Annotated in this window: 14 protein-coding genes; 4 read left to right on the top strand and 10 right to left on the bottom strand. The window is 71.1% G+C overall.

From position 1 onward, the window contains the following. The first annotated feature begins 8 nt into the window (after positions 1-8). From K377_RS15710 to K377_RS15700, 3 genes are all read left to right on the top strand, one after another. Positions 9-818, top strand: coding sequence for a helix-turn-helix transcriptional regulator (locus tag K377_RS15710; RefSeq protein ID WP_111663948.1), 810 nt, complete (start codon positions 9-11; stop codon positions 816-818). Continuing rightward, positions 815-1000, top strand: coding sequence for a DUF397 domain-containing protein (locus K377_RS15705; RefSeq protein WP_111663947.1), 186 nt, complete (start codon positions 815-817; stop codon positions 998-1000). The genes K377_RS15710 and K377_RS15705 overlap by 4 nt, the downstream gene beginning before the upstream one ends. A gap of 257 nt (positions 1001-1257) precedes the next feature. Beyond that, entirely contained in the window at positions 1258-2028 is a 771-nt protein-coding gene (locus tag K377_RS15700) for a hypothetical protein (protein WP_111663946.1), read from the top strand. A 10-nt stretch (positions 2029-2038) separates the two neighbouring features. Here K377_RS15700 and K377_RS15695 read toward each other — a convergent pair whose 3' ends face one another. The 6 genes from K377_RS15695 to K377_RS15670 all read right to left on the bottom strand — a co-directional run bounded on the left by K377_RS15695 (position 2039) and on the right by K377_RS15670 (position 10084). Further along, on the bottom strand, positions 2039-3010 hold the full coding sequence (locus tag K377_RS15695; protein ID WP_111663945.1) for an ABC transporter substrate-binding protein: 972 nt from the start codon (positions 3008-3010) through the stop codon (positions 2039-2041). Between the two features lie 5 nt (positions 3011-3015). Next, positions 3016-4986, bottom strand: coding sequence for a proline/glycine betaine ABC transporter permease (locus K377_RS15690; protein WP_111663944.1), 1971 nt, complete (start codon positions 4984-4986; stop codon positions 3016-3018). Continuing rightward, complete coding sequence (locus K377_RS15685; protein ID WP_111663943.1) at positions 4987-6090, bottom strand: glycine betaine/L-proline ABC transporter ATP-binding protein; 1104 nt, start codon at positions 6088-6090, stop codon at positions 4987-4989. After that, the gene (locus tag K377_RS15680; protein ID WP_111663942.1) at positions 6090-7640 is read right to left on the bottom strand and encodes a GMC family oxidoreductase; all 1551 of its coding nucleotides are present in this window, start codon (positions 7638-7640) and stop codon (positions 6090-6092) included. The genes K377_RS15685 and K377_RS15680 overlap by 1 nt, the downstream gene beginning before the upstream one ends. A gap of 229 nt (positions 7641-7869) precedes the next feature. After that, positions 7870-9372 carry an aldehyde dehydrogenase family protein gene (locus K377_RS15675; protein WP_111663941.1) on the bottom strand — a complete coding sequence of 501 codons (1503 nt, stop codon included), beginning with the start codon at positions 9370-9372 and terminating at the stop codon, positions 7870-7872. Positions 9373-9511: 139 nt separating this feature from the next. Beyond that, positions 9512-10084 (bottom strand): TetR/AcrR family transcriptional regulator, encoded by a 573-nt coding sequence (locus K377_RS15670; protein WP_111664184.1) that lies wholly within the window; start codon positions 10082-10084, stop codon positions 9512-9514. An 84-nt stretch (positions 10085-10168) separates the two neighbouring features. Here K377_RS15670 and K377_RS15665 point away from each other — a divergent pair, with 84 nt between their 5' ends. After that, positions 10169-11608, top strand: a complete 1440-nt coding sequence (locus tag K377_RS15665) for an MDR family MFS transporter (protein WP_111663940.1) — start codon at positions 10169-10171, stop codon at positions 11606-11608. Positions 11609-11949: 341 nt separating this feature from the next. On the opposite strand, the gene K377_RS15660 is transcribed toward K377_RS15665, so the two are convergent. From K377_RS15660 to K377_RS15645, 4 genes are all read right to left on the bottom strand, one after another. Next, positions 11950-12783 carry a hypothetical protein gene (locus K377_RS15660; RefSeq protein WP_237551334.1) on the bottom strand — a complete coding sequence of 278 codons (834 nt, stop codon included), beginning with the start codon at positions 12781-12783 and terminating at the stop codon, positions 11950-11952. Further along, positions 12780-13142: a hypothetical protein gene (locus K377_RS15655; RefSeq protein ID WP_111663939.1), complete on the bottom strand. Its 363-nt coding sequence runs from the start codon at positions 13140-13142 to the stop codon at positions 12780-12782. Before K377_RS15655 ends, K377_RS15660 begins: the two co-directional genes overlap by 4 nt. Then, positions 13129-14886 carry a hypothetical protein gene (locus K377_RS15650; protein ID WP_111663938.1) on the bottom strand — a complete coding sequence of 586 codons (1758 nt, stop codon included), beginning with the start codon at positions 14884-14886 and terminating at the stop codon, positions 13129-13131. The genes K377_RS15655 and K377_RS15650 overlap by 14 nt, the downstream gene beginning before the upstream one ends. Before the next feature lie 237 nt (positions 14887-15123). Continuing rightward, positions 15124-16116 (bottom strand): malate dehydrogenase, encoded by a 993-nt coding sequence (locus K377_RS15645; protein WP_111663937.1) that lies wholly within the window; start codon positions 16114-16116, stop codon positions 15124-15126. Between the last annotated feature and the right edge of the window lie 139 nt (positions 16117-16255).

Here is a 16255-nt window from a genome sequence, read left to right as displayed (position 1 = left end):
GCGTGCGGATGTCGGCGACGGAGACGAATCTCGCGTGGCGTTACTGCGGCAGCCAGATCAAGCTCTGGCGCACCGAAGCCGGGGTCGACCGCGAGATACTGGCGAAAGAGGCCGGGTACGGCTGCGAGTACGTGAAGTCCATGGAGAACGGGCGCCGTAAGCCCACCCTCCGGCTCCTCCAGATCGCCGACCAGCTCTGCGGCGCGGGCGGGAAGATCGTCGCCGCGCAGGAGTACCTGAAGCCCGAGCCGCATCCGCAGCGGTCGCAGGAGTTCATGGCGCTGGAGAAGGACGCCATCGCCGTCAGTTCGTACGAGCCTCTGCTCATCCCGGGACTGCTCCAGGCGCCCGCGTACGCGAAGGCGCTCATCGGCGCCAGTTCGCCGCCGCTCGACGACGAGACCGTCGAGGAGCGCGTCGCCGGGCGGCTCAAGCGGCAGGAGGCGTTGGGGGCGCGTCCCGGCGTCCTGTTCAGCTTCGTCATGTTCGAGGCCGCGCTGCGGTCCGAGGTGGGCGGCCCGGACGTCATGGCGTCGCAGCTTCAACACCTGCTGGCGGTCGGCGAGTTGCGGAACGTGTTGATTCAGGTGTTGCCCTTCGGGCGGGCCTACGGGGTTGCGCTCAACGGCGCCATCGCCCTTCTGGAGACCGGTGACCACGAGCACTATGCGTACGTGGAGGGGCCGGAGACCAGCACCCTGTATGCCGACCCGGACAAGGTCAGTGCGCTCACCCGCACCCATGACATGATCCGCATGCACGCCCTCAGCCCCGAGGATTCGGCCGAGTTCATCAGAAAGGTGGCGCAGGAAACGTGAACGCCAGCCTGACGTGGTTCAAGTCCAGCTACAGCGACAGCCAGGGTGGCAACTGCCTCGAAGCCGCCGTACGCCCCGACCGCGTCCACATCCGCGACTCGAAGCTCGGCCCCCAAAGCCCCACCTTCAGTGCCGCCGCGCCCGCCTGGAACGCCTTCCTGGCCCACGCCCGCACCGCCTGAAATCCGCCTGAGCTTCGAGCCGCGACACCCGAGCGACGCTTGTGAGGAATGGGTGGCCGGGTCTCAACCCACCCTCCCTCCCTGCCCGTTGACCAGCCACGGTCACTTTCCGCGTTCGGCTTGCCACGCATGGTCGCCACCCTTTACGGTCGCGGCAACAAACAACCCCGGTCAGGTGCTACCAACACCTGCCGGGGTCTGACCGCAAGATCGAACCCTATGAAAGCGATCCCGTGGCTGTCGAAAACACTATCTCCGTGCTGCCCTCGCCCGCACACCCCCTGGCCAACCCCGGCTACGGAAAACGCGGCACCCCGGATCAAGGCCCCCTGCGCCGCGACTCCTTCGCGCACCTGCCCCTCCGGGCCCGTTACCTCGCCGGGTTCATCGACGCGCTCCCCGAGCAAGGCGCCATAGACGCCAAAACGCTCGCGAAGGCCCAGCCCCTCTACGGTCAGGCGGCCGTGCGCAGCGCGCTGAACGAGCTGTCCGCCGCCGGGCACCTGCGCCGCGTACGACGACTGTCCGAACCCGGCGCCGAGAACGGCACGACGCGCTGGGTGTTCCACACGTACTGGTCCCGGGTCGCACGGGATGACGAGTGGTGGGCCCGGTTCCTCGACGGTGACGTACCGGAGGCCGAAGCCGAAGAACCGCAGCCGCGGAAGCCCCGCTCCGACGCGTACCGCCGCCTGGCCCAACTCGGGCTGCGCGATCCCCGGTTGACCCTCTCGGCGGCCGACTGCGCCACGCTGGAGGCGGCAGCCGCCGAGTGGATCGCCCGCGAGCCCGACCCGCAGCTCTTCACCCAGGCCATGACCGGCGGCCTGCCCGCCACCGTTCACTCGCCCCGCGCCTTCCTCGCCGTCCGCCTCCGCGACAAGCTGCCGCCGCAACGGACCCGGGCCACCCGCGACACACCGCCGCCCGCACCCCGCACCCTCATGGAGTGCACGGACTGCGGGCGGCCGGGGAGGCCCGAGGCGCTGCCGGGCGGGCTGTGCCGGGGCTGCCGGGACCGAGGCTGAGGCGAAGACGCTACTTGCCCAGCCACGCCTTCCACGTGGACCGGTGACCGTCCACCCACTTCTTCGCCGCCGCCTCCGGCGTCAGCTTCTTGTCGGCGATCAGGAGGGAGACCTCGTTCTGGTCGTCCGTCGTCCAGCGGAACTTCTTCAGGAAGTCCGCCGCCTCGCCGCCCGACTCGGCGAAGTCCGCGTTGAGATACTTCTGGAGCGGGGTCGTCGGGTAGGCGCAGGTGATCTTCTTCGGGTCGGCGTCGCAGCCCTCCTTGTACGGGGGCAGCTTCACCTCCGTCATCGGGACCTGCTGGGACAGCCACTGCGGGGTGTACCAGTACGACAGGAACGGCTTCTTCTGCTTCGCGAACTGCTTCATCTGCGTGATCTGCGCGGCCTCGGAGCCGGAGAAGACGACCTGGTAGTCCAGCTTCAGGTTCTGGACGAGGGCCTTGTCGTTCGTGACGTACGAGGGTGAGCCGTCGAGGAGCTGGCCCTTGCCGCCGCTCTCGGCGGTCTTGAGCTGATCCGCGTACTTGTTCAGATTCTTCCAGCTCTTGATGTCCGGGTGCTGCTTCGCGAAGTACGTCGGGACGAACCAGCCGATGTGGCCGGTGACGCCGAGGCCGCCGCCGTTCACGATCGTCTTCTTGTCCTTGACGTAGCGGGCCTCCTGGTCGGGGTGGCCCCAGTCCTCCAGGATCGCGTCGACGCGGCCCTGGCTGAGGGCGTCCCAGGCCGGGACCTCGTCGACCTGGACGGTGTCGACGCGGTAGCCGAGTTCGTGTTCGAGGAGGTACTGGGCGACGGCCACGTTGGCCTGCGCGCCGACCCAGGACTGGACGGAGAGGGTGACCGTCTTGGCGCCCTTGGCGTTGGCGAACGGCGACGACTGCTTCGTCATGTCCGCCGCGCCGCAGCCGGTGACGGCGAGAAGGGCTCCGGACGCGGCGATCACGGCCGCGTAGCGATGAGTGCGCTTCAGCTTCATACTGCTCAGGCCCCCTTTCCTTCGTGCGTACGGCGGCCCGTCGGCTGCGTCACCCGGTCCAGCATCAGGCCGAGGCAGACGATCGCGGCACCCGCGACCAGGCCGGTCGCCAGGTCGCCCTGGGCGAGGCCGAACACGACGTCGTAGCCGAGCGCGCCACCGCCGACCAGGCCGCCGATGATGACGACGGCGAGGGTCAGGACGACACCCTGGTTCACGGCGAGGAGCAACGCGGGCCGGGCGAGCGGCAGTTGGACCTGGCGGAGCTGCTGGGCCGTGGTCGCGCCCATCGAGCGGGACGCCTCCAGCGCGGCCGGGTCGACCTGGCGCAGGCCCTGCGTGGTGATGCGGACGACGGCCGGAAGCGCGTAGACCACGGCCGCGGCGACCGCCGGGGCGCGGCCGACGCCGAAGAGGGCGACGACCGGGATCAGGTACACGAACTGCGGCATCGTCTGGAAGACGTCCAGGACCGGGCGGAGCAGGCGCTCGAAGCGGTTGCTGCGGGCCGCCGCGATGCCGGTCGCGAAGCCGAGGACGAGGGTCACCGCGACGGCGGCGAGGACCTGGGAGAGGGTGTCGAGGGACGCCTTCCACACGCCGAGGTAGCCGATCGCCGCCATGGCGAGGACGGCGGTCAGCGCGGTGCGCCAGGTGCCGATCAGCCAGGCCAGCGCGGCCACGATCAGGAGCACGGACCACCACGGAAGCCAGGTCAGGCCCGAGCGGACCGGGTCGAGGACCCAGGTGGTGAAGTGCGCGGCCCAGTCGGCGGTGCCGCCGACGTACGGGACGCCGGTGTAGAGGTGGTCGGTCATCCAGTCGACGGCGTCGTTGACGGTGGGTGCGATCTTGACGACCCAGGCGTCCGGCCAGTCGAGGCCGGCGACGAAACGGACCACGAGCGCGACGACGACCGTGCCGGCCGCGACGACGCCCCACTTCCAGCGGGCCGGCGCCTCGTGCGAGCCGAGCTTCTCGCCCGCCGCGCCGGTGACCCGGTCGAGGATGACGGCGAGCAGCACGATCGGGATGCCCGCGGCGAGCGCGGCGCCGACGTCGACCGAGGCGAGGGCCTGGTAGACGCGGTCACCGAGACCGGCGGCGCCGATGACGGAGGCGATGACGGCCATGGACAGCGCCATCATGATCGTCTGGTTGAGGCCGAGGAGGAGTTCCTTGCGGGCCAGCGGGAGGCGGGCCGACAGCAGGCGCTGGCGGGCGGTGGCGCCGAGCGAGGTGACGGCCTCCATGACGCCGCCGTCGGCGGAGCGTAGGCCGAGCGCGGTCAGGCGGGCCATGGGCGGCGCCGCGTAGACGACGGTGGCGAGGACCGCCGCCGGGACGCCCATGCCGAAGATCAGGACGACCGGCAGGAGGTACGCGTACGCGGGCAGCACCTGCATGGTGTCGAGGACCGGGCGCAGCATGCGGTACATGCGCTCGCTCAGGCCCGCGGCGAGGCCGAGCAGGGCGCCGAGGATCACCGAGGCGAGCACGGCGACGACCATCAGCGCGAGCGTCTGCATGGTCGGGATCCACATGCCGAGGGCGCCGCAGGCCAGGAAGGCGACGACGGCCGATGCCGCGAGGCGCCACCCGGCGACGCGCCAGGCGATCAGGCCCGCGGCGGTGGTGACGCCCGCCCAGCCGGCGGCGAGCAGCACCACGTACACGGCGCGGATGGCGACGATGAGCGCGTTGCTGATGTGGCCGAGGAAGTAGATGAACAGCGGGGAGCTGTCACGGTTGTCGATGATCCAGTCGCTGGCCCTGCCGAGCGGTTCGGAGATGTCGACGGTGAGGGCGTGCGGCCAGGCCGCGCCGGACCAGTGAGCGGTGGCGATCGGCACGAGCACCGCCGCGGCGACGGCGAGCAGCAGGAGCTTGCCGAGGGCGCGATGGCGCGGGGTGAGGTTCCTGAGGCCGCCCGTGCCGGTCTTCGACGGCGGGGCGGCGGTGACGGCGGCGGTCATCTATACCGCCTCCTCGCCCGTGACGGCAGCGGCCGGGGCGGCGGGGGCCGGGGCGCCGCCGACGGCCGCGATGAGCCGCTCGTGGTCGACGATGCCCAGGCAGCGGCCCTGGTCCATGACCCGTACCGCGAAACCGGTGCGCGCGACGGCCTCGATGGCCTCCGAGACCGTGGCGTCCGGCGCGATGGCGGCGCCGCGCCGGGCCTCGTCGTTGTCGGCCGGGCGCATGGCGCGGCGGACGGTCATGACCTGCTCGCGCGGGACGTCACGGACGAATTCCCGTACGTAGTCGTCGGCGGGCGCGCCCACGATCTCCTCGGGCGTGCCGAGCTGCACGATCCGGCCGTCGCGCATCAGGGCGATGCGGTCGCCCAGGCGCAGCGCCTCGGTCAGGTCGTGGGTGATGAAGACCATCGTGCGGCCCTCCTCGCGGTGCAGCCGCACGACCTCTTCCTGCATGTCGCGCCGGATCAGCGGGTCGAGCGCGCTGAACGGTTCGTCGAAGAGCAGGACCTCGGGGTCGACGGCCAACGCCCGTGCGAGGCCGACGCGTTGCTGCTGGCCGCCGGAGAGCTGGCCGGGGCGGCGGGACTCCAGGCCCTCCAGGCCGACCTTCGCGACGACCTCGGCGGCTCTGGCGCGGCGCTCGGCGCGGCCGACGCCCTGGATCTCCAGGCCGTACGCGACGTTGTCGAGGACGGTGCGGTGCGGCAGCAGGCCGAAGTGCTGGAAGACCATGGCGGCGCGGCGCCTGCGCAGGGCGCGCAGCCGGGACTTGTCCATGGCGAGGACGTCCTCGCCGTCGATGGCCAGCTCGCCCGAGGTCGGCTCGATGAGCCGGGTCAGGCAGCGGACGAGCGTGGACTTGCCGGAGCCGGACAGGCCCATGACGACGAAGACCTCGCCGCGCTCGACATCGAAGGAGACATCGCGGACGGCGGCCGTGCAGCCGGTACGGGCGCGCAGCTCGGCGGCGTCCAGGTCCGCCAACTCGGCTTGCTGCGGCACGCGTTCGGCCTTGGGGCCGAAGACCTTCCACAGGTTGCGGACGGAGAAGACGGTCTCGGTCCCCGTCTCCGTACGCGTCTCAGTAGCCGTACTCATCACGCATCACCACCCATCAGCTCGGCGCACTTCTCCCCGACCATGAGCACCCCGATCATCGGGTTCACCGCGGGCATCGTCGGGAAGACGGACGCGTCGGCGATACGGATGGACTGAAGCCCGCGGACCCTCAACTCGGGGTCGACCACGGCGAGTTCATCGTCAGCGGCCCCTATTCGGCAAGTACCCGCGGGGTGATAGACGGTGTGCGCGACCTTGCGGGCGTACTCGCTCAGCTCCTCGTCGCCCGTGACGTCGGGCCCCGGGCACACCTCGCGCTTGAGCCAGCCGGCGAGCGGCTGCGTCTTCGCGATCTCGCGGGCGATGCGGATGCCGTCGACGAGGGTCTGCCCGTCGTAGTCGTCCTCGTCGGTGAAGTACCGGAAGTCGAGGGCGGGCTTGACCTCGGGGTCCGCGCTGGTCAGGTACAGGCGGCCGCGGCTCTTCGGCTTCGGGATGTTCGGCGTCATGGAGACCCCGTGCTCGGGCTTCTCGTAGCCGAGCCGCTCGGGGTTGTCCGTGAACGGTATTTGGTAGAAGTGGAACATCAGGTCCGGCCCGGCCGCGTCCGGGTCGCGCTGGACGAACAGGCCCGCGTCGCTGTCCATGGCGCTGTTGTCGGGGATCGGCCCGTCGGTCTCCCAGACGATGACCGACTCGGGGTGGTCGAGCAGGTTCTCGCCGACGCCCGGCAGGTCGTGCAGGACGGGGATGCCGAGCTTCTCCAGGTCGGCCTTCGGGCCGATGCCGGAGTGCAGGAGCAGGCGGGGCGTGTCGACGGCCCCGGCGCAGACGACGACCTCGCGCCGCGCGGTGATCAGCTGCTCCTCGCCGTCCTTGGTGCGCACGTGCACGCCGCTGGCGCGCGTGCCGTCGACGAACTCCAGCTTGTGCGCCCACGTCTCCAGCAGGAGCGTCAGGTTGGGGCGGTCGCCCGCTTCCATGTGCGGGTGCAGGTACGCGACGGAGGCGGAGGACCGCTTGTTGTTCTCGGGGTGGTAGGCGAGGTCGAAGAAGCCGACGCCGTCCTTGAACGGGCCCTTGTTGAAGCCCTCGACGCGCGGCACTCCGGTCGCCGTCTGCGCGGCCTCGACGAAGTCGCGGGCGATGGCGTTCCGGTCCTGCTCGTCGACGGGGACGATGTTGTTGCGCAGCTTGCCGAAGTACGGGTCCATCGCCTGGTGGTCCCAGCCCTCGGCGCCGGCCGCGGCCCACTCGTCCCAGTCGCCGGGCAGCGGCTTGAACGAGATCAGCGTGTTGTGCGACGAGCAGCCGCCGAGCACCTTGGCGCGGCTGTGCAGGATGTGCGAGTTGCCGCGCGGCTGCTCGGTGGTGGTGTAGCCGTAGTCGAGGTCGCCGCCGAGGAGGCCGAGCCAGCGGCGCAGGGTCAGTACGTCGTCGCGGCCGATGTCGCTGGGGCCGCCCTCGATGACGGCGACGGTGACGTTCGGGTCCTGGGTGAGCCGGGAGGCGATCACCGACCCTGCGGTGCCGCCGCCGACGATGACGTAGTCGTACGTGTGCTGGGGCTGTTCGGGGTTTTCCGGCATGCGTCAACTCCGTTGGTTGGCAAGGTACTTCGCTTGATGGTGGGGGGTTCGGTCGGGGGGGGGCGGCTGCGGGCCGGTGGGGGCTGGTCGCGCAGTTCCCCGCGCCCCTGAGGCTGCGCTGACGCGCGCCTCTGTCGATGAGATGGCGCACGAAGTGCGCATCTCAGGGGCGCGGGGAACTGCGCGACCAGCCACGACGGTGGCGCGCCCGACCGGCAACCGAAAGAGATCAGCCCGCGAACCAGCGCACCGGCGCGGGCGCCAGGTTCTGGTAGACGTGCTTGGTCTCGCGGTATTCGGCGAGCCCGGCGGGGCCGAGCTCACGGCCGACGCCGCTCTTCCCGAAGCCGCCCCATTCGGCCTGCGGCAGGTAGGGGTGGAAGTCGTTGATCCAGACGGTCCCGTGCCGCAGCCGCCCGGCGACGCGCCGCGCGCGCCCGGCGTCGGCGGTCCACACGGCGCCCGCGAGCCCGTACTCGGTGTCGTTGGCGAGGGCGACGGCCTCGTCCTCGGTGCGGAACGTCTCGACGGTGAGGATCGGCCCGAAGGTCTCCTCGCGCACGACCCGCATCTCGCGGTGGCACTGGTCGAGGACGGTCGGCTCGTAGAAGTAGCCGGTGGCCGGGCGTACGTCGCTGGGCTCGGGGCGCTTGCCGCCGCACCGGGGCACGGCGCCCTCGGCGAGGGCGGAGGCCACGAAGGACTCGGTCTTGTCGCGCTGCTGCTCGCTGACGAGCGGCCCGCACTCGACGTCCTTCTCGGTGCCCCGGCCGAGCCGGATCTTCTCGGCGCGGCGGGCGAGTTCGGCGACGAAGCGCTCGCGCACCGACTCCTCGATGATGAGCCGGGAACCGGCGGAGCAGACCTGGCCGCTGTGGATGAACGCGGCGTTCAGCGCCTGGTCGACGGCGGTGTCGAAGCCGTCCTCGGTGTCGCAGGCGTCGGCGAAGACGACGTTGGGGTTCTTGCCGCCGAGTTCGAGGGCGACCTTCTTCACGGACGCGGCGGCGGCCTGCGCCACCTTCGTGCCGCTGACCAGGCCGCCGGTGAAGGAGACGAGGTCGACGTCGGGGTGGTCGGCGAGGCGTGCGCCGACCGAACTCCCCGGTCCCGTCACGAGGTTGGCGACTCCGGCCGGAAGTCCGGCCTCGACCAGCAGCTCGACGAGGACCACCGTGGTCAGCGGGGTGATCTCGCTCGGCTTGATGACGAAGGTGTTGCCCGCGGCGAGCGCCGGGGCGATCTTCCAGCTCGCCTGGAGGAGCGGGTAGTTCCAGGGCGTGATCATCGAGCAGACGCCGACGGGTTCGTGCACGACGACGCTGTGGATCTCGTCGGAGCCCGCGTCGACGACCCGTCCTGCGCCCTCTCCGACGACGAGGTCGGCGAAGTAGCGGAAGGCGTCGGCGACGCAGTCGACGTCGACGCGGCCCTCCTCGACGGTCTTCCCGGCGTCGCGGCTCTCCAGGAGGCCGATCTTCTCCCGGTCCCGTACGAGGAGGTCGGCGACCCGGCGCAGCAGCGCGGCGCGTTCGGCGACGGGCGTGTGCGGCCACGGGCCCTCGTCGAAGGCGAGCCGGGCAGCGGCGATCGCGGCGTCCGCGTCCTCGGCGCCGCCCTCGGCGATCACGGCGAACGGTGCGGCATCCGCCGGGTCGATGATCTCGCGGCTCGCCCCTGAGGCGGCACCGCGCCACTCTCCGCCGACATGGATGGTCTGTTGTGCTGACACGTCCTGCTTCGCCTTCCGTTCATGAGCTGCCCCCGTGCACCGCCGTGAACGGCCGGCCGGCTCGTTCAGGGGTGACGTCGATGGCCCCTGCCCGGGGGTGCGGAGAACATGCGTGAACGGTCGGCAGAAGTGCGCTGCATCACGCGCGGCGGGTGGCGTCCCAGCCGCGCTCCAGGATGTCGAAGGCGATGTCGACGCCCTCGGGGCTGTCGCCCACACGGATCGCCTGGAGCGCGAAGGCGGCCAGCGCCTCGCTCGCCGGATCGCCCTCGGGCGCGCCGGTGTCCTCGGCGATGGCGCGGGCCAGCGCGGTGCGGTGCCGCAGCCACATCCGCTCGGCGTACTCGCGCAGCGCCCGGGTGCCGTCGACCAGTTCGCGGAAGCGGGCCGCGTCGGCGTCGGACGGGTCCAACTCCTGGTAACGGTGCGCGAGTTCGCGCAGTGAGCCGAGGATCGTACGGCCTTCCGGGCGGTCCCGGACCGCCGCCACCAGGTCCTCCTCCTGGCCCTCGTCGAGGTCGAAGACCAGGGCTTCCTTGCCGGAGAAGTGCTTGAACAGGGTGGTCGTGGAGACGTCGGCGGCCTCGGCGATGTCGCGGATGCCGACGCCGTCGTACCCGTGCTCCAGGAAGAGCCGCAGCGCGGCGTCGGCGAGGGCCTGGCGGGTGGCGGCCTTCTTGCGTTCGCGACGGCCCAGGGGTTCGACGGTCATGATCACAGCCTACACCCCTTGGGTTGTCTTGTTCAAAAAGTTGATTCGTTGCACTTATTTAACGAGTGTGCTTTTCTCGATGGCATGCCTGATTCCGTCTCTGTGCGCTGGGCCATGCTCGGCGTGATGCTCGCGATGCTCCTGTCGATGCTGGACAACAACATCGTCGGTACCTCGATGCCGACGATCGTCCGGGACCTCGGCGGCGCCTCCCACCTGTCGTGGGTCGTCATCGCCTACACCCTGACCACCGCCGTCTCCACCCCGGTCTGGGGCAAGCTCGGCGACCTCTACAGCCGCAAGCGCGTCTTCCTGATCTCGATCGGCGTCTTCCTCGCCGGGTCCGTGCTGTCGGGCGCCGCCCGGAACATGGGGGAGCTGATCGGCTTCCGCGTGGTGCAGGGGCTCGGCGCCGGCGGGCTCGGCGGGCTCGCGTTCGCGCTCATCGGGTCCCTGGTGCCGCCCCGCGAGCGCGGGCGCTACCAGGGGATGACCGCCGCCGTCATGGCGCTGGGCACCATCGGCGGGCCGCTCGTCGGCGGCCTCGTCACCGGGCACCTCGGCTGGCGCTGGGCCTTCTACCTCAATCTGCCGCTGGGGCTCGTCGCCCTCGTCTGGTGCCTGCTGATGCTGCCCGCCGACCGCCCGGCCGACCGCGCCCGGGTCCGCATCGACTGGCCCGGCATCGCCCTGCTGACCCTGACCATCAGCTCCGTCGTGCTCGCCACCACCTGGGGCGGCGTGCAGTACGCGTGGGGGTCCTGGCAGGTCGTGGGGCTGCTCGTCGTCTCCGTGGTGGCCGGCGCCGCGTTCGTCCTCGTCCAGCGCCGGGTGCCCGAGCCGGTGCTTCCGCTACGGATTTTCGCGCACCGCAATTTCGGGCTGGCCTCGGTGATGATGTTCGCCCTGGGTGCCGTGATGTTCGGGGCCTCGCTGTATCTCCCGCTCTTCCAGCAGACCGTGCAGCACACGTCCGTGACCAGCTCGGGGCTGCTGCTGCTTCCGCTCATGGCGCCCGTGGTGGTCGTGTCCCAGATCGGCGGGCGGGTGATGTCCCGTACCGGGCGCTACAAGGTCTTCCCGGTGCTCGGCGGGGCTTTCCTGACCGTCGGCACCCTGCTGCTCTCCACCATGGACACGCACACCTCCCGCGCCGCCGCCTCCCTCTTCATGGTGCTCACCGGGGTCGGCATGGGGTTCTTCACGCAGATGGTGCTGACCATCGCGCAGAACAGCGTGGAGATGAAGGATCTGGGGGTCGCTTCTGCCAGCGGCAACCTGTTCCGCACCATCGGGGCCTCGGTGGGGCTGGCTGTGTTCGGCTCGCTGTTCAACAGTGCCGCCGGGCACGGCGGTTCGGCTGCTTCCGTCGTCTCGGCGACGCATCACATCTTCCTCGTCGCGGCGGGGGTCAGCGCGGTGGCCTTGCTGGCCGCCCTCTCCATCACCGAAACCCCCCTCCGATCCAAGCCCCGCACGCCCCAGGTTGGGGCTGCCCGCGCAGTTCCCCGCGCCCCTAGGTAGTCCGTCGGGTGCACCACCGTCGTGGCCGGTCGCGCAGTTCCCCGCGCCCCTAGGTAGACCGTCGAGTGCACCACCGTCGTGGCTGGTCGCGCAGTTCCCCGCGCCCCTGGGTAGTTCGTCGGGTGCGCCACCGTCGTGGCTGGTCGCGCAGTTCCCCGCGCCCCTGAGATGCGCACTTCGTGCGCCATCTCATCAAGAGAGGCGCGCGGAGCGCAGCCTCAGGGGAAGGCTGCGCGCAGCGCATGCCTTCAGGGGCGCGGGGAACTGCGCGAGAAGCGGCCACCGGGCCGCACACGAACGACAAGCCAGGGGCGCGGGGAACTGCGCATCCGGAAGGCCCCTTACGGGCCGGGGCTGAAGCGGGAGAGGGCTGTGGTGAGGCGGGTGCGTTGGGTGGGCCAGTCGGTGTCGGGGCCCGCTACAAGCACCGCGTACTGCGCCCCGTCCTGCGCGGTGAACGAGAAGTCGACGACCTTCCTCCGGGCATCCAGCTTCTTGCTGTCATACGCGTAGACCAACTCGGCGGCATCGTCGGTGACGGCGTCCGAGGCCCCCTCGGGAGCCGCCGTCTGCGCGAGGGACACCTCCTCGTACCCGGGGTTGGTCGACGACAGCGTCTCGGAGGCGGTGCGGAGCGAGGCGAGCGGCGTGGTGTCGGGTTCCTCGATGGTGAAGACCTGGATGAGGGAGGTCTCGTCGGCGGACGTGTAGAAGACGCCCTGCGCGCTCTCGGTGCGCTCCCAGCCCTCGGGCACCGCGAGCGTGAACCCGGCCGCGTCGGAGACCTCCCGGTAATCGGCGGGGAGTTCGCCGGTCGCCGACGGAGTGGCCGTCGGAGTCGGGGTCGGGGTCGGAGTGGGCTCGGCGCTCGGGGATGCGGAGGCGGCGGCCCGGGTCTGCTTCGGGTCCGGCCCGGCATCGTCCCCCCGGCCCACCAGAACCACCGTCGACGCGACGGCGGCCCCGAGCACGGCGGCGCCCACCATCACCAGGACGAAGCGCCGGTTGCGCCCGGCCGGCGGCGACGCGGCCGGCCCCGCGAGTTCCGGCTCGGGCCAGGACGTGGGCGGCGGCGCGAACTCCGGCCGTGGCGGAGGCGGTGACGACATCGTCGCAGGACCCGAACCCGCCTCCTCCCAGCGCTGGGTCTCCTCGTTCCAATGACGCCCGCTCATCTGAGGTTCCCCAGCATGGCGGCCACCGTGCCCGCCGAGGTGAACAGCGAGAGGACCGCCTGCGAATCGCCGAGCAGGGCGCGCAGCCGGTCGAGCCGGGTCGCGGGGGCGCTGCCCGTGCGGACGAGTTCGCCCTCCGTCTCGGCGAGTTCGGCATCAAGGGCGCGGAGCTGCCCGTCGTCGCGCAGCCGGGTCAGATCGGCGCGCAATTCCCGTACGGCTTCGAGGAGTTCGGCCATCGTCTCGTCGCGCTGCGGGGCGCCGTGCGTGTGGCTCTCCGCGTGGGCGTGGCTGCCGATGGCGAAGGTGCTGCCGTGGACGTCGCCGATGCTGACCGAGGGCTCGTCATTCGCTGTCATGATCGTCTGATCCCTTCTTGGCCGGGGCGTCCTCGGCCTTGCCCGACGTCGCGCTGGCGTGGCTGCCGACGGCGAAGGTGGAGTCCTCGACGCGGTCGATGTTCACGCCGCCGCTGCTGATGTTCACGATCTTCTGGACGAACTCGCCGGTCTGGTAACCGGATTCGGCGAGCGCCTGGCGCACCCCGCCCGCGATCCGGTCCTGGACGGACTTGAGATACCGCTCGACGTCCATCTGCTGGAACAGCGAGCCGGGCCCCTCCGAGCCCAGCTCGCGCACCGACAGCGCGGGGCCGTCCGGCAGCGCGCCGCTGTGCCCGCCGGTGAGCACCTGCCAGCCGTAGCCGATCCACCGGCCGACGGTGACGAGGGAGCGGGCGGGCGATCCCGGCACGCGCGTGATGCCCCAGACCGCCTTGCCGAACGGGTTGTTGTGGCGGAACTGGTGGGCGGTGCGGTCCGCGTCGCGGAACGGTTCGCGGATCGGGGCGAGGACGTGCGGCGCGATCTCCAGCATCAGCATCCGGCCCTGGGTGTGGACCCGGACGAAGACGCTGACGACCAGCTCCTCCTCCCAGCCGCCGACCCGGATCCGCAGGAAGTGCCTCCGCTTCTCGGCGCCCTCCTCGACGGACCGCTCCCGGTGCTCCTCGAACGCCTCCGGCCGGTAGGGGGCGTCCTCGCGCGCGGCGAGGCCCTCGACGGGCAGGAAGACGCACTCGTCGATCTCCAGCCAGCGCAGCCGGTCGCGCACGGTGGTGCTCGCGAACTCGGCGGGCAACCGCAGCTGTTCGAGCAGCGGCCGGATCTTCTCCAGGATGCCCCGGTTGTTGAGCGGCTGCTGCTTCTTCGTCCGGTCCGGGCGCAGCTCGACGGCGAGGGTCCAGGTGTCGACGGGTTCGCCGGCGCCGCAGAACGGGCGGACGGCGTGGTACATGATCAGCGGCGCGTGCTGCTCGGATCTGATCCGCCGCATGACCCGGGCGAAGCGGGCTCCCTGGGCGCTCTCCGCCGGGTCGGCGGAGGCGTTCGCGAAGCGGCCCTCGGACAGGTCGGTGCCGAGCACCCGCGCGAGCTGTTCCCGCTGGGCGACCGCGCACGCGGCGACCAGGGCGAACAGGAGCAGCGTGAGCCAGCCGTGCAGCGCGTCGCCGGAACCGGCGCTCTCGGGGACCAGCCAGCTCAGGGCGTCGGGCAGGCCGTCCCGCAGGCCCGAGCGGAGCCCGTAGGAGAAGCTCTCGTAGTCGTCGCCGTCGCCGGTGGCCATGGTCACGGTGGCGACCAGCAGGAGGGTCAGCAGGATCCGGCCCCACCAGCGCAGGTACCAGGCGGCCGCCCTGCGGTAGACCGGCGGCCGCTGCTCCGGGCCGCGCACCCAGACGCCGAGCGCGAGCAGCGCGGACGGCAGCAGGAACGCGAGGATCCAGTAGCCGGTCAGCGGCAGGCCCACCACCCACAGGCCGAGCACCGCCCCGGCCCACGCCACTTCGAGGCGCCGGGCGCGCAGCGCGTGCGCGAGGACCCGGGCGGCGTCGAAGCCGAGCGACGGGGCCGCGATGCGCTGCTCGTGCAGATGCAGCTGTTCGACGACCCGGTCCCGGTAGTCCTGGTCGAGATAGGTCCCGGCGCACAGCAGCCGGGTGGCCTCACTGGCGTACGGCGGCTTCGCCGACGGCAGGGGTCCCACCCCACCGTCGCCGGTGCCCGGTGATGCCGACTGCTGCGGTACATAGGCGGTACTCACGCCACTCCCCCGAATGTTTCCACGGATGCCGCTTGTTCGAACTGCCGTCACTGGTACGGAAGTTACGAAGGAAGCAGCATAGTCCCCCGAGGCGCGCGGAGCCCGCCCTTCGGGGGCGCGGGGAACTGCGCGACCAGCCACGACGGAAGCCGCACGCGCCCGCACAAACGCAAACCGCCCGCGGCGAGTCGCGAACGACCCGACCGCGGGCGGTCAGAGCGGGAAGATCCAGGAGACCTAGATGAGGCCGAGACCGCGCACGGCCTCGCGCTCCTCGGCCAGCTCCTTGACGGACGCGTCGATGCGCGTACGCGAGAACTCGTTGATCTCCAGGCCCTGGACGATCTCGTACTTGCCGTCCTTGGTGGTGACGGGGAAGGAGGAGATCAGGCCCTCCGGGACGCCGTAGGAGCCGTCCGACGGGATGCCCATGGAGGTCCAGTCGCCCTCGGCCGTGCCGTTGACCCAGGTGTACACGTGGTCGATGGCGGCGTTGGCGGCGGAGGCGGCCGAGGACGCGCCCCGGGCCTCGATGATCGCGGCACCGCGCTTGGCGACGGTCGGGATGAAGTCCTCGGCGAGCCACTTCTCGTCGTTGCCGATGGCCTCGATGGCCGGCTTGCCCGCGACGGACGCCTGGAAGATGTCCGGGTACTGGGTGGCCGAGTGGTTGCCCCAGATCGTCAGGCGCTGGATGTCGGCGACGGTGGAGCCGGTCTTCTTCGCGAGCTGGGTCAGCGCGCGGTTGTGGTCGAGGCGCGTCATGGCGGTGAAGCGCTCGGCCGGTACGTCCGGGGCCGCGGCCTGGGCGATGAGGGCGTTGGTGTTCGCCGGGTTGCCGACGACGAGGATCTTGACGTCGTCCGCGGCGTTGTCGTTGATGGCCTTGCCCTGGGGCTTGAAGATGCCGCCGTTGGCCTCCAGGAGGTCACCGCGCTCCATGCCCTTGGTGCGGGGACGGGCGCCGACGAGCAGGCCGACGTTGGTGCCGTCGAAGGCGACGTTCGGGTCGTCGGTGATGTCGATGCCCTGAAGGAGCGGGAACGCGCAGTCGTCGAGCTCCATCGCGGTGCCCTCGGCGGCCTTGAGCGCCGGGGTGATCTCCAGGAGGCGCAGCTTGACCGGCACGTCCGCGCCGAGCAGCTGGCCGGAGGCGATGCGGAAGAGCAGTGCGTAGCCGATCTGGCCGGCGGCGCCGGTGACGGTGACGTTCACGGGAGTGCGGGTCATGGCGTTCTCCGTATGACAGCGAGGCTTTTGATCGATCTCTTGATACCAAGAGATCCGCTCGTCAGGCTATCGCCTCTCGGCCGGACGCGACCCCCGGGTCCGTGTGGCTCACCCCACAGCCGGTCCGCCGACCGGAACA

It is taken from the genome of Streptomyces sp. PsTaAH-137 (genome assembly GCF_003259365.1).
Classification (GTDB): Bacteria; Actinomycetota; Actinomycetes; order Streptomycetales; family Streptomycetaceae; genus Streptomyces.
This window is presented reverse-complemented; position numbering and strand designations above follow the sequence as displayed.

What these genes read in the sequence shown, in the direction of transcription:
- K377_RS15710 (WP_111663948.1), top strand. Translation starts at nt 9, where the DNA reads ATGTCGGCGACGGAGACGAATCTCGCGTGGCGTTACTGCGGCAGCCAG.
- K377_RS15695 (WP_111663945.1), bottom strand. Translation starts at nt 3,010, where the DNA reads ATGAAGCTGAAGCGCACTCATCGCTACGCGGCCGTGATCGCCGCGTCC.
- K377_RS15690 (WP_111663944.1), bottom strand. Translation starts at nt 4,986, where the DNA reads ATGACCGCCGCCGTCACCGCCGCCCCGCCGTCGAAGACCGGCACGGGC.
- K377_RS15685 (WP_111663943.1), bottom strand. Translation starts at nt 6,090, where the DNA reads ATGAGTACGGCTACTGAGACGCGTACGGAGACGGGGACCGAGACCGTC.
- K377_RS15680 (WP_111663942.1), bottom strand. Translation starts at nt 7,640, where the DNA reads ATGCCGGAAAACCCCGAACAGCCCCAGCACACGTACGACTACGTCATC.
- K377_RS15670 (WP_111664184.1), bottom strand. Translation starts at nt 10,084, where the DNA reads ATGACCGTCGAACCCCTGGGCCGTCGCGAACGCAAGAAGGCCGCCACC.
- K377_RS15665 (WP_111663940.1), top strand. Translation starts at nt 10,169, where the DNA reads ATGCCTGATTCCGTCTCTGTGCGCTGGGCCATGCTCGGCGTGATGCTC.
- K377_RS15660 (WP_237551334.1), bottom strand. Translation starts at nt 12,783, where the DNA reads ATGAGCGGGCGTCATTGGAACGAGGAGACCCAGCGCTGGGAGGAGGCG.
- K377_RS15655 (WP_111663939.1), bottom strand. Translation starts at nt 13,142, where the DNA reads ATGACAGCGAATGACGAGCCCTCGGTCAGCATCGGCGACGTCCACGGC.
- K377_RS15645 (WP_111663937.1), bottom strand. Translation starts at nt 16,116, where the DNA reads ATGACCCGCACTCCCGTGAACGTCACCGTCACCGGCGCCGCCGGCCAG.